Source organism: Mesorhizobium sp. NBSH29 (genome assembly GCF_015500055.1).
Classification (GTDB): domain Bacteria; phylum Pseudomonadota; class Alphaproteobacteria; order Rhizobiales; family Rhizobiaceae; genus Neomesorhizobium.
Genome location: NZ_CP045492.1, coordinates 809059 through 822075 on the forward strand (window position 1 = coordinate 809059; position 13017 = coordinate 822075).

At 58.5% G+C, this 13017-nt stretch carries 14 protein-coding genes; 9 read left to right on the forward strand and 5 right to left on the reverse strand.

What is annotated here, in order from left to right:
• The first annotated feature begins 132 nt into the window (after positions 1-132).
• The gene (locus GA830_RS03945; protein WP_195163806.1) at positions 133-573 is read left to right on the forward strand and encodes a metallopeptidase family protein; all 441 of its coding nucleotides are present in this window, start codon (positions 133-135) and stop codon (positions 571-573) included.
• A gap of 8 nt (positions 574-581) precedes the next feature.
• Here the strand turns inward: GA830_RS03945 and GA830_RS03950 are convergent, their stop codons facing one another.
• Both GA830_RS03950 and GA830_RS03955 read right to left on the reverse strand, forming a co-directional pair.
• The gene (locus GA830_RS03950) at positions 582-791 is read right to left on the reverse strand and encodes a DUF1737 domain-containing protein (protein ID WP_195163807.1); all 210 of its coding nucleotides are present in this window, start codon (positions 789-791) and stop codon (positions 582-584) included.
• 37 nt (positions 792-828) lie between these two features.
• Positions 829-1710 (reverse strand): HpcH/HpaI aldolase/citrate lyase family protein, encoded by an 882-nt coding sequence (locus GA830_RS03955; RefSeq protein ID WP_258045553.1) that lies wholly within the window; start codon positions 1708-1710, stop codon positions 829-831.
• An 82-nt stretch (positions 1711-1792) separates the two neighbouring features.
• Here GA830_RS03955 and GA830_RS03960 point away from each other — a divergent pair, with 82 nt between their 5' ends.
• The 8 genes from GA830_RS03960 (at position 1793) to GA830_RS03995 (ending at position 10312) form a co-directional block, all read left to right on the forward strand.
• Entirely contained in the window at positions 1793-2962 is a 1170-nt protein-coding gene (locus GA830_RS03960; RefSeq protein ID WP_195163808.1) for an NAD(P)/FAD-dependent oxidoreductase, read from the forward strand.
• A gap of 445 nt (positions 2963-3407) precedes the next feature.
• On the forward strand, positions 3408-4568 hold the full coding sequence (locus GA830_RS03965) for a sulfite oxidase (protein WP_258045554.1): 1161 nt from the start codon (positions 3408-3410) through the stop codon (positions 4566-4568).
• Between the two features lie 155 nt (positions 4569-4723).
• A complete protein-coding gene (locus tag GA830_RS03970; protein ID WP_258045555.1) occupies positions 4724-5392 on the forward strand; it encodes a c-type cytochrome in 669 nt (222 codons plus the stop codon).
• A 161-nt stretch (positions 5393-5553) separates the two neighbouring features.
• Positions 5554-6159 (forward strand): 3-isopropylmalate dehydratase small subunit, encoded by a 606-nt coding sequence (leuD, locus tag GA830_RS03975; RefSeq protein ID WP_195163811.1) that lies wholly within the window; start codon positions 5554-5556, stop codon positions 6157-6159.
• 6 nt (positions 6160-6165) lie between these two features.
• On the forward strand, positions 6166-6558 hold the full coding sequence (locus tag GA830_RS03980) for a RidA family protein (RefSeq protein WP_195163812.1): 393 nt from the start codon (positions 6166-6168) through the stop codon (positions 6556-6558).
• 134 nt (positions 6559-6692) lie between these two features.
• Positions 6693-7763: a histidinol-phosphate transaminase gene (hisC, locus tag GA830_RS03985; RefSeq protein WP_195163813.1), complete on the forward strand. Its 1071-nt coding sequence runs from the start codon at positions 6693-6695 to the stop codon at positions 7761-7763.
• A 95-nt stretch (positions 7764-7858) separates the two neighbouring features.
• On the forward strand, positions 7859-8968 hold the full coding sequence (gene leuB / locus GA830_RS03990; RefSeq protein WP_195163814.1) for a 3-isopropylmalate dehydrogenase: 1110 nt from the start codon (positions 7859-7861) through the stop codon (positions 8966-8968).
• Between the two features lie 309 nt (positions 8969-9277).
• Entirely contained in the window at positions 9278-10312 is a 1035-nt protein-coding gene (locus tag GA830_RS03995; protein WP_195163815.1) for an aspartate-semialdehyde dehydrogenase, read from the forward strand.
• A gap of 197 nt (positions 10313-10509) precedes the next feature.
• Here GA830_RS03995 and rpsP read toward each other — a convergent pair whose 3' ends face one another.
• From rpsP to ffh, 3 genes are read right to left on the reverse strand one after another with little or no spacing between them, the layout of a single operon-like run.
• Positions 10510-10920 carry a 30S ribosomal protein S16 gene (rpsP, locus tag GA830_RS04000; protein ID WP_195163816.1) on the reverse strand — a complete coding sequence of 137 codons (411 nt, stop codon included), beginning with the start codon at positions 10918-10920 and terminating at the stop codon, positions 10510-10512.
• A gap of 52 nt (positions 10921-10972) precedes the next feature.
• Positions 10973-11284 (reverse strand): chorismate mutase, encoded by a 312-nt coding sequence (locus GA830_RS04005; RefSeq protein WP_195163817.1) that lies wholly within the window; start codon positions 11282-11284, stop codon positions 10973-10975.
• Positions 11285-11291: 7 nt separating this feature from the next.
• Positions 11292-12863 carry a signal recognition particle protein gene (gene ffh / locus GA830_RS04010; protein WP_195163818.1) on the reverse strand — a complete coding sequence of 524 codons (1572 nt, stop codon included), beginning with the start codon at positions 12861-12863 and terminating at the stop codon, positions 11292-11294.
• Positions 12864-13017 lie beyond the last annotated feature (154 nt).

Genomic DNA, 13017 nt, shown 5'->3' on the forward strand with positions numbered 1-13017 from the left:
TGTCTGAGATGGGATCGGTAGACATTCCCGCCCGGCACATGGCGTGCGGCTTTTTCGCCATATTAGCCACGCGCGAGCAAACTTCTCGAAACCGGACGCGCAAAGAGCTATATGCCGAGTTTAGAGGACGATATGGCACGTATTTATCAAACCCGCGCCTGGCATGACCAGCTTTCGCCGTCGATCGATGAGTTCGAGCTTCTCGCACTCGAGGCATACGCACATTTGCCCGATGACTTTCGCAAGCTGACTGGCGAAATTATCATTCAGATGGCGGAGTTTCCCACCGACGAGATCATGGACGATCTCTCGATGGAAACGCCGTTTGATCTGCTGGGCCTGTTCGAAGGACGCGGCATTGCCGAGCGCTGGAACCCGCAGACCGGCGAAGGCCCCAACCGCGTTACGCTCTATCGCCGCGCCATCCTGGATTACTGGTCTGAGAACGAAGAGACCCTGGGCGCCATCATTACCCACGTGCTGATCCATGAGATAGGCCACCACTTCGGCTTCAGCGACGACGACATGGAGCGCATGGAAGAAGCTGTCGACGAAGCAGCCGGCCAGCCCTGACCCAGTTCTCAGTGCTCCGAAAGTTTGGTGTTGTCCGGGTCGTAGTCTATGCCATCAACGTTTTTCACCACGGCCTGACCGCAGCGCATGATTTTTGCCTCTGCGTCATAGGCATAGGTGGGCGAGCCTGAGAGCTCCCAGCCCTTGTTCAGTGCCGCTGTCACCTTGTGACAGAAGGTGGCGTCATCGGGCGCGGTGAGAAGACGGTAGAGTTTCATGCAAATGCCTTCGTGTGAATGCGGACGTGAACCCGGATCAATTTCCGATACGCGCTGTTTTCGCAAGCAGATTTTCTGCCTGCGCGAGATGTAGCCGCTCCACCATGCGGCCACCGATGACGATGACGGCGCGCCCGGCATTTTCGGGGAGGGCAAAACCATCGACAATTGCGCGCGCTTCAGCCAGCGCCTCAGGCGAGGCAGCAAAAGCGAAGTTGGCCTGCGCGATCTGGTCTGGGTGGATGAGAGTCTTACCCGAAAAACCCATCGCGGCACCTTCCATGCACTCCTGCGCAAAGGCATCGCGATCACGAAAGTCATTGAATACGCCATCAAGCACATCCAGGTTGCCGGCCTTTGCCGCAAGCACCAACTGCATCAGCCACGGTGCCAGATAACGCCGGTCTGGTGTTGCCTTGACTCCTGTCTCCTTGACCAGATCATTGGTTCCGGCCACCAGGCATGACAGCCTCGAAGCACGATCACGGCCGAGTTCGGCGATGGCGCCAAGGTTGAGCAGCGCGCGCGGTGTTTCCACCATCGCCCACAGCGCCATGGTGTCCGGCGCGTCGGCATCATCCATGATATCGCCCGCTTCCAGCAGGTCGCGCGGCGTCTCCACCTTGGGCAGGAGAATACCGTCCGGTGCAAGGGCTAGCGCTGCCTTGAGGTCGTCCGCACCCCATACGCCCGACAGCGGGTTGATGCGCACAACCAGTTCCATCCTACTTTGCTGGCGATGTGCTGAAATGCCGCTCAGCGCCTGACGGGCTGCACCTTTGTCCTGCGGCATCACCGCATCCTCAAGATCAATGATGGCTGTATCGCAGGCCAGCGACGACAGTTTCACCAGCGCCCTGGCGTTGGAAGCTGGCACGTAAAGCACCGATCGGCGCGGTCTTGGCTGGGCTGGCATCATTTACAGTTCTTGCCTTGCCCAAGCTGCCTGTGCAAGGGCTTCTGACTATGTCAGATCGACCTTTCAAGAGCGGAACACAGGCATGACTGGATACGACGTCGTCATCATAGGCGGGGCAATTGTGGGCAGTTCGGTGGCTTATTTTCTGCGCCGCGAAGGTTTTTCCGGATCGATTGCGCTGATCGAGCGCGATCCGAACTTCACCCATGCGGCAACAACGCTTTCCTGCGCCTCGATCCGCCAGCAGTTTTCGATCCCTGAAAACATCCGACTGTCGCAGTTTACGCTCGCGCTGTTTCGGCGGCTGCAGGACGAATTCGGGACCGGCTCCGACATCGCCTTCCATGAAAAAGGATATCTGATCCTCGCCGGCGAACAGGGGCTGCCGATCCTGCAGCAGAACCATGCGGCCCAGACGGGCGAAGGCGCCGACATTCTGCTGGAAAACCCCGAAGAATTGCAAAAGCGCTTCGCGTGGCTTTCGACCGAAGGCATTACCGCCGGAGCTTATGGACGCTCGGGCGAAGGCTGGTTCGACGCGCACGCCCTTTTGATGCTGTTCCGCAAGGCACTGCGCACGATGAACGTGGATCTCATCGCCGCGGACGTGGTTTCCGTCGAGCGCGAGGGCTCACGCGTCACCGGTGTCACACTGGATGACGGCCGCAAGCTGGCCGCCGGCACCCTGGTCAACGCTGCCGGACCCAACGCCGGAAACGTGGCAGCAATGGCCGGCATTCCCCTCCCGGTAGAGCCGCGCAAACGCAGCGTTTTTGTGTTCGAGGCGCGCGAGCATTTCGCCTACATGCCATTGCTGGTCGATCCATCCGGCGTCTATGTCCGCCCCGAAGGCGCGATGTACATCACCGGCGGCGCCGAAGATTATGGAGCGGATGGCCCGGCCGACCCGACCGATTTCGAACCGGATTGGGCGCTGTTCGAGGATGTCATCTGGCCAACGCTTGCCCATCGCATTCCGGCATTCGAGGCTATCAAGCCGGGCCGGGCCTGGGCCGGTCACTATGACTACAACACGCTCGACCAAAATGCCGTGATCGGTCCCCACCCCGAGGTCGCAAACTTTCTCTTCGCGAATGGTTTTTCCGGCCACGGCCTGCAACAGGCGCCGGCTGTCGGCAAGGCGCTGGCTGAACTGGTTGTCCATGGAGCCTATCGCAGCATTGACTGCAGCACCTTTGGCTATGAACGGGTGGCTGAGGGCCGGGCGTTCCGGGAACTGAACGTCATCTAGACCGACTAAACCAGGGAAACGTCATGCGATGGGGTGCACGCGCACCCCATCGGTGCGATTATCCGCGCTTTAATTGAAATGAAAAATTGCCAGCCGCAGGAAGCTTTCGTTGGCTGGCTTGAACCTGATACAAGTACATTTGTTTGTACTACTTAAGCTTCTGCGAAACATAAAGCGGATTTATCGCTATATTGTAAAATTTTAAGAATACAATTATTGCTGTGTTGCACAGTGCAGCCTCACAATATATTATTGAGCAGGCGATAGGGTGAGTTCTGCCGACATTTTTCCAGCAAGAATAAGGAACAAGATGATGTCCGATGTCTCAGGAAAAAGGGGCCGCAACGCAGGATCACGTGCTGAAACCGCTCCCCCAGAGGAAACCAGGGGCGGCATTGACCATCAGGGACGCCGCGGTTTCCTGAAAAATGCTGGACTGGCCACCATGTCGGCAATGGTCGGAGCCTCCATACCCTTCCACCGCAACATGCCTTTCGGGCTGGTGCCAGCGGCTTTCGCGCAGGACCATGACGTCCTTGCCGGCAAAGATGGCCTCACGCTTCTGAACGATCGACCTCTCAACGTCGAGACACCGCCCGAGCTGCTCGATGATGCGGTCACCCCCACCAATCGGCATTTCGTGCGCAACAATGGCGTTCCCCCGGAAAATACCGATCCCGAAAATTGGACGCTGACGATCGACGGCTTCGTCGACAACAAGCTCACTCTGTCCATTGCCGATCTGCGGGAAAACTTCGAGGTGGTGAAATTGCAGCTCACGCTCGAATGCGGCGGCAATGGGCGTGGCGCCTTCAACCCACCCGCTAAAGGCCTTCAATGGACCTACGGCGGCATCGGCTGCGCCGAATGGACGGGCGTGCGCCTGAAGGACGTTCTGGAAAAGGCCGGCGTCCAGTCAAACGTCGTATACACCGCCCACTACGGTGCTGACACGCACCTGTCAGGCAACCCCGACAGGCAACCCATTTCGCGCGGCCTGCCCATCGCAAAGGCAATGACTGACAATATCCTCATTGCCTTCGAAATGAACGGCGAGGCCATGCACCCGATGAACGGTGCGCCCTTAAGGCTGGTTGTCCCTGGCTGGCCAGCCTCAACCGCCCACAAATGGTTGACCCGCATCGAACTGCGCGACCAGGTGCATGATGGCCCCAAGATGATGGGCACTTCATACCGCGTGCCAGCCTATCCCGTCGCTGCCGGCCAACAGGTTTCGACGGAAGATTTCGTCATAATCGAGCGCATGCCGGTCAAGTCCATTGTCACTTTCCCTGCCAATGGCGCGGATATCGGCATGGAAACCGAGGTACGTGGCCACGCCTGGTCGGGCGATCGTTCGATCAGTAAGCTCGACATCTCCATAGACTTCGGCGCGACGTGGCAGAGCACGGAACTCGACGCGCCGGTCAACGACGGTGCCTGGCAGAATTGGCGCGCGACACTGGCGCTGCCACAGGCCGGATATTATGAGATTTGGGCTCGGGCGACCGACAGCGAAGCTGAAACGCAGCCTTTCGCAATCGCCTGGAACCCCAAGGGATACCTCAACAACACGATGCACCGGGTTGGCGTCCGCGCCAGTTGATTGCGCCCCTGCTGCTGTGGGCTGGCAATGGCGTAAAGCGGCCGAAGCGCTGCTTGTCGCAATTTCATGGAGATTTTAGAACAATGAATTTTTCACATGTTCGGCTAGGGTTCTTTGGGCTTGCGCTTGCGGGTGCAACGCCCGCTGTCGCAGACATGCAGGCCAAGCTTGTCTCGGCCGACATCGCCCAGGGCGAGAAACTGTTCAAGCGTTGTGTCGCATGCCACACGATCGAAAAAGACGGTAGAAACAAGGTTGGGCCCAATCTCTATGGCGTCGTCGGAAAGGCGGTCGCTCAGGTCGAAGGCTATTCTTATTCCCCTGCCTTAAAGACGTATGGCGGAGAGTGGACCCTAGAGCGGCTGGATGCCTATCTGCATCAGCCTCGGGCCGAAGTGAAAGGCACCAAGATGGCGTTTCCCGGCCTCAAGAAAGAGGATGAGCGCGCGAACCTCATCGCCTACCTCAACACCTTCTCTGACAAGCCGGTTCAGTTCGGCGCCGCCGAAGAGAAGGTGGAGCCGGCCAGCCAAGCTGCGTCTGCTGATCCCGCCACAGATACTGCCCAACCGATTGAAGGAGATTTTGGTCGATTGAAGGTCGCGCCCGGTGTCGAGGCGACGTACTATGCCTGCTCATCCTGCCATTCGGAGATGATCGTTGCACAGCAAGGTCTCACCCGTGAGAACTGGGTCGACATGCTGGACTGGATGGTCAAAGAGCAGGAGATGGATGAGATCGCCGAGCCGGAGCGAACCGAGATTCTCGACTACCTGTCCACGCACTACAACAAGGATCGGCCCAATTTCCAAAAACCCAATTAGCGTTCGGATGATGTCTCGGAACGTACGCGCAGGATTGCTGATTGCCCCTCATGGCATCACACCCGCTCCAACGCCCCAGGTCCGCCGCCGCTTTGATTCCCGTGCAGCTTTTGTATAAGAGTGCACGAACAAAAAATTTTGAACCTTATCGGGCGCTCATCATGGAAAAATTCAACAGGCTCACAGGCGTTGCGGCGCCGCTGCCAATCGTCAATGTCGATACCGACATGATCATCCCGAAGGATTATCTGAAGACGATCAAGCGCACCGGGCTTGGCGTCGGCCTTTTCGCGGAAATGCGCTATCTCGACGACGGTGCGGAAAACCCCGACTTCGTCCTCAACAAGCCGGCCTACCGCAACGCCCAGATCCTGGTTGTCGGCGACAATTTCGGCTGCGGCTCCTCGCGCGAACACGCGCCGTGGGCGCTTCTCGACTTCGGTATTCGCTGTGTCATCTCCACCAGCTTTGCTGATATCTTTTACAACAATTGCTTCAAGAACGGCATTCTGCCGATCACGGTCAGTCAGGAAGACCTCGACAAGCTGATGGATGACGCCGAGCGCGGCGCCAACGCGACCGTCTCTGTCGATCTCGAGACCCTCGAAATCCGCGGTCCAGACGGCGGCGTGATTGCATTCGAGATTGACGACTTCAAGCGCCATTGCATGCTGAATGGCCTCGATGACATCGGCCTGACGATGGAAAAGGCCCCTGCCATCGCCAGTTTTGAAGAGCGCAACGCGCAAAGCCGCCCCTGGGCTTGAGCGCAAATGGGCGATACGCGAAAGCTGATCTCGACCGGTTCACCGTTTGAAATGACGGCGGGCTACAGCCGCGCGGTCGTGCAAGGCGACTGGTGTTTCGTCTCCGGCACCACGGGCTACGACTATACCACCATGGCAATGCCTGACAGTGTCGAAGATCAAACCCACAATTGCATGGCCACAATCCGCAATGCACTGCGCGAGGGTGGGTTTGAGCTCGAAGACGTGGTCCGTGCGCACTACTACATTACCGACACAGCCTTCGTGGACCGCGTGTTCCCGATCCTCGGCAGCTATTTCGGCGATATCAGACCGGCAGCGACGATGATCACCTGCCAGCTGAACAAGCCTGAAATGAAAATCGAGATCGAGGTCACGGCACTGCGGCGCCCGGAGTAACAACTGGCCGGCGTATCAGGCCTGTGGGTGAACACCCGTTGGCATCAGCGATTTTTGCGACGCGCCCTTCCCGATTAGCCCGCGATCGAATAGTTCACATTCTCGCGCCATGAGTGTCGCTGCTGGAGCCTGTGATGAGTCATTTCTGGAGCCCCCTTGTTCATACGCTGACGCCCTATGTGGCTGGCGAGCAGACCGTTCTGCGCGATGGGCTCAAGCTCAACACCAATGAAAACCCCTACGGCCCGTCGCCGCATGCGCTGGCGGCCATCGCCGAAGCGGCTGCCGATACGCTCAAGCTCTATCCCGACTCAGGTTCGGTGCAGCTGCGAAAGGCCATTGCCCAAAGCTACGACATTGATGCTGGCATGGTGTTTGTCGGCAACGGATCCGACGAGGTTTTGGCGCACGCGTTTCAGGCGCTTCTGAACCATGAGGGGCCGCTTCTATTCCCCGACATTACCTACAGTTTTTACACCACCTACTGCCGTCTTTACGGAATTGATTTCCGCCAGATTCCCGTTGATGCCGACATGCAGGTGAAGATTGCCGATTATGACGTGCCATGTGGCGCCATCATTCTCCCCAATCCTAACGCACCGACTGGAAGTGTCCTGCCCCTGGCAGAGATAGAGAGACTGATCGCAAGCCATTCCGACAAAGTCGTCGTGATCGACGAAGCATATGTCGATTTCGGCGGCGAAAGCGCGGTACCGCTGGTTCAAAAATATCCCAATCTTCTTGTGATCCAGACTTTTTCCAAGTCGCGCGCTCTAGCCGGGCTGCGGGTTGGCTTTGCGATCGGGCAACGGCCGCTGATCGAGGCACTGGAGCGGGTCAAGGACAGTTTTAATTCCTATCCGCTGGATCGACTGGCAATCGCCGGCGCGACGGCTGCCTGGGAAGACCAGGAGTGGTTTGAGCGTCACCGCGACATGATCGTTGCCAGCCGGGAGCGGCTGTCCGGTTCTCTGCGCGACATGGGCTTCATCGTCATCCCGTCTGCCACGAATTTTGTGTTTGCCCGCCACCCGCAATGGCCAGGCGCTGATCTCGCCAGCGCGCTTCGCAAGCACGAGATCCTGGTGCGGCATTTTCCGAAAGACAGGATCGGCGATTTTCTGCGTATCAGCATCGGCACGGATGCTGAATGCGACCGCCTCGTTGCCACGTTACAGGAAGTGCTCGGGCAGCCTTCTGTCTGAACACCCTCATCGACCCATCTGCACGCGACTAAAATCCTTGCGCGACATGGGCTTCGCCGTTAGCAAGGCGGCTTCCACGCTAGAAAGGCTCTTCCATGGCAGCGCGCAAACTTCTCCTCCTCGCCGGCGACGGCATCGGTCCCGAAGCGATGGGCGAGGTGAAAAAGCTTATTGCCGTGATGAATGACACCCTGTCCACCGGCTTCGAAACTGACGAGGGGCTGGTCGGCGGCTGTGCCTACGACGCCCATGGCGCCGCCATTTCAGACGCCGACATGGACAAGGCAATGGCCGCCGATGCGGTTTTATTCGGCGCTGTTGGCGGTCCGAAGTGGGATGCAGTACCCTATGATGTGCGCCCCGAAGCCGGGTTGCTTCGCCTTCGCAAAGACATGGAGCTGTTCGCCAATTTGCGGCCAGCCATCTGCTATCCCGCGCTTGCGGCCTCCTCCTCACTCAAGCAGGAGGTAGTCGAGGGTCTCGATATTCTGATCGTACGCGAGTTGACCGGCGGCGTGTATTTCGGCGAACCCAAGCAGATCATCGATCTTGGCAATGGCCAGAAGCGCGGCATCGACACGCAGGTTTATGACACATTCGAGATCGAACGCATCTCAGGTGTGGCGTTTGAGCTGGCACGCACCCGCAACAACCACGTTACCTCCATGGAAAAGCGCAACGTCATGAAATCCGGCGTTTTGTGGAATGAGGTGGTGACCCAGACCCATAAGGAAAAATACGCCGATGTGAAGCTCGATCACATGCTTGCAGATGCCGGCGGCATGCAGCTTGTGCGCTGGCCAAAACAGTTCGATGTGATCGTCACCGACAATCTGTTTGGCGATATGCTGTCAGATGTCGCCGCTATGCTCACCGGCTCGCTCGGCATGTTGCCATCGGCCTCGCTCGGGGCGCCAGATGCCATGACAGGCAAACGCAAGGCACTATACGAGCCCGTGCACGGCTCGGCACCGGACATTGCCGGCCAGGGCATTGCCAACCCCATCGCCATGCTTTCCTCCTTCGCCATGTGCCTGCGCTATTCGTTCGGCATGGTCGCCGAGGCAGACCGAGTGGAGGCGTCAATCGCCGCAGTACTGGATGATGGCTTGCGCACGAAGGACATTCTGTCCGAGGGCATGACCGAAGTTGGGACAACCGCCATGGGCGACGCGATCATCGAAAAGTTCCGCGCCCTTGGCTGACATGCAGGCGCGCCGGATATTTTGCCTCGATTGACTCTTTGATCAAACGGGGTACAAGGCGGCGACGTTACGGAGCCTTCAATGCGCGGCCTTCTTATGGCACTTTTTGCGTTCGATTTTCCCGGCCATGATGCCGGTCGTCGGCGCGCGCCCCTTCGTTTCACCAAAACCATGGCCAAAACGACCACTAAAACGGTCTGATCTCCCTTGGCCTAACCACCCCTCTCCCGGGTCTGGCCCGGGGGCGAAACCCGCAAGGCCAGCGGGTTCTCCACAAAAGCCAGGCGGAGAGGGAGCAGGAGAATTTCAATGGGTTTCAAGGTAGCAGTAGTCGGAGCCACGGGTAATGTGGGTCGCGAAATGCTTAACATTCTCGAAGAGCGCGGCTTTCCGGTCTCTGAAGTGGTTGCCGTCGCCTCGCGGCGCAGCCAGGGCACGGAAGTATCTTACGGTGACAAGACACTGAAAGTGCGCGCACTCGAGACTTTCGATTTTTCCGACGTCGACATCTGCCTCATGTCTGCCGGCGGCAATGTCTCGAAGGAATGGTCGCCAAAGATCGGCAAGATGGGCTGCGTCGTCATCGATAATTCGAGCGCCTTCCGTTACGATCAGGATGTGCCTTTGATCGTGCCTGAAGTGAACCCCGACGCCATATCCGGCTTCACCAAGAAGAACATCATCGCCAATCCAAACTGCTCAACCGCACAGCTGGTTGTTGCACTGAAGCCCTTGCACGATTTTGCCAAGATCAAGCGCGTCGTCGTAGCAACCTATCAGTCGGTTTCCGGCGCTGGCAAGGAAGGCATGGACGAGCTGTTCACCCAGACCCGTGCTGTGTTCGTGGCGGATTCGGTCGAGAGCAAGAAGTTCACCAAGCGCATCGCCTTTAATGTCATTCCCCATATCGATGTCTTCCTTGATGACGGCTTCACCAAGGAAGAATGGAAGATGGTGGCCGAGACCAAGAAGATGCTTGATCCCAAGATCAAGCTGACCGCCACCTGCGTGCGCGTGCCGGTGTTCATCGGTCACTCGGAAGCGGTAAATATCGAGTTTGAAAACCCGATTACCGCGGATGAAGCCCGCGATATCCTGCGCGAAGCACCGGGCTGCCTTGTCATCGATAAGCGCGAAGACGGCGGTTACATCACGCCGCTGGAATCGGCCGGCGAGGATGCGACCTTTATTTCCCGCATCCGCGAGGACTCCACCATCGACAATGGTCTTTCGATGTGGATCGTCTCCGACAATCTGCGCAAGGGCGCGGCGCTCAACACCATTCAGATCGCCGAACTGCTGATCGAGCGCGGATTGATCCAGCCGAAGAAAAAGGCTGCCTAAGCCCGTTCTGAAATCTCGGCGATCAGCTTTGGCAGCTCGCCGAGATGCTTTATCTCGCGAAAGCGCGGCTCTGCCCGGTGCCTCAGCATGTTCAAGAACCCAGGTGAGCGGGTGCGGCACGAAACGCACAACCACAACCAGATGCAAAAACGGCGGCCAGTGGCCGCCGTTTGAGAAGTCTGCGCAGAGTAGCTGGCTTACGAAGCAGCAGCTTCCTCAGCCGGAGCTTCCTCAGCAGGCGCAGCCGTTGCCGCGGCAATAGCGGCTGCTGCATCTTCCTGTGCCTTCTTCATCGTGGCAGCGCGTTCCTGCGCCTTCTTGCCGGGCTCGGCCTTGTTCGGGTTCGAGCGGGCTTCGCGCTTGGCAATGCCGGCTTCATCAAGGAAGCGCAGCACGCGGTCGGTTGGCATCGCGCCTTGCGACAGCCAGTGCTTGGCACGGTCGGCGTCGATCTTCACGCGCTCTTCGCCCTTGGCGAGCAGCGGGTTCCACGAACCAATTGCCTCGATGAAGCGGCCATCGCGTGGCGAGCGGGCGTCGGCGATGACGACGTGATAGTAAGGGCGCTTTTTCGAGCCGGCGCGGGCGAGACGAATTTTCAATGCCATTTTCTTGGTTCTCCTAAGGACGTAAGTTGATTGGGTTTGACTGTTGGGTTGGTCAGGAAGCGCTACCGGTTTCGGTCGCGATCTGTTCGTGGTGCCTGATGACTTCCTTGATGACGAAGTTCAGGAATTTTTCTGCAAAATCAGGATCGAGATGCGCCTCTTGAGCAAGCTGGCGAAGCCGCGCGATCTGCGTCGCTTCGCGAGACGGGTCGGCAGCCGGCAAGCCATGCTCGGCCTTGAGAACACCGACCGCCTTGGTGCAGCGAAACCGCTCGGCCAGCATGTTCACCAACGCGGCGTCGATATTGTCAATCGATACGCGATAATCTGCCAGCTGTGCCTGGGGGGATTTGGTTGCACTCATCCTGCACTCACTTCTTTTTCGGCAGGCCGGGCAGGCCGCCGCCAAGTCCGGGAAGCTTCATGCCACCTGGTAAACCGGGCAATCCACCGCCAGGTAGCCCTGGTAAGCCTCTTGGCATACCGCCACCGAGACCGGATGCCTGCGCCTGTTTCTGCAAAGCCTCAAGCTGCTTGGGGTCCATGCTGGAGAGATCCGGCATGCCGCCCCCCATCATGCCGCCAAGGCCCATTTTCTGCGCCATGCCGCCCATCATGCCGCGCATCATGCCGCCGCCCTTGCCCTTGCCGCCCATGGCTTTCATCATGTCAGCCATCTGGCGATGCATCTTCAAGAGCTTGTTGATGGCCGCCGCATCGGTTCCCGAACCGGCAGCTATACGCTTTTTGCGGCTATGCTTTAGAATGTCCGGATTGGCGCGTTCTGCCTTGGTCATGGACGAAATGATTGCGACTTGGCGCGCAAACATCTTGTCGTCCATTCCAGCCGCAGACATCTGGTCTTTCATTTTGCCCATACCGGGCATCATGCCCATAATGCCGCCCATACCGCCCATCTTCTGCATCTGGCCAAGCTGCGCGGCAAGATCGTTAAGATCGAACTTGCCCGACTGCATCTTCTTGGCCATCGCAGCCGCCTGTTCGGCGTCAATGGTTTCAGCAGCTTTTTCAACGAGCGAAACAATGTCGCCCATGCCCAGAATACGATCGGCAATACGCTTGGGATGAAACTCCTCAAGCGCATCCATCTTCTCGCCAGTGCCGATGATCTTGACCGGCTTGCCGGTAACGGCACGCATGGAAAGGGCAGCACCACCGCGCCCATCGCCATCCATCCGGGTCAGCACAAGACCGGTAATGCCAACACTTTCGTCGAAGCTACGTGCAAGGTTCACCGCATCCTGGCCAGTCAGGGAATCGGCAACAAGCAGAATTTCGTGCGGGTTCGAGACGCGCTTGATCTCCGTCATCTCGGCCATCAGCGGCACATCAATATGCGTGCGGCCAGCCGTGTCGAGGATGATCACATCATGACCGCCCAGCTTGGCCGCCTGCACGGCGCGGCGCGCAATCTCAACCGGGGTCTGGCCGGCAACGATGGGCAGCGTTGCAACCTTCACCTGTTCGCCAAGCTGCCGCAGCTGTTCCTGCGCGGCGGGGCGCTGGGTATCCAGCGAGGCCATCAGGACCTTCTTGCCCTGGCGCTCGGTGAGGCGCTTCGCCAGCTTGGCAGTGGTCGTCGTCTTGCCGGAGCCCTGAAGGCCAACCATCATCACAACGACCGGCGCCGGCGCATTGAGGTCTATTACCTCGCCTTCGGAGCCCAGCATCTCGACCAGTTCATCATGCACGATCTTGACGACCATCTGGCCGGGCTTGATCGACTTCAGAACCGTTGCGCCAATAGCCTTGGCACGAACTTTATCGGTGAAAGAGCGAACCACTTCGAGTGCGACATCCGCTTCGAGCAGCGCACGGCGCACTTCGCGCATGGCAGCGGTAACGTCCGCCTCCGACAGCGCGCCGCGGCCGGTCAGTCCGTTCAGAATGGAGCCAAGGCGCTCCTGAAGCGATTCAAACATTCGTGGTCCTCATACCCATTCATCTTGATGAACAGGAGGTGGTGCGTTCGCGCCGGCACTCCAAGCAAAAGCCAAAACCAAAAAGCACCCGGGGGCGCATCGCGCTGCCGGATGTTGGCCTCCAGGATCTATTTATACCCACATGGGGGTCCCG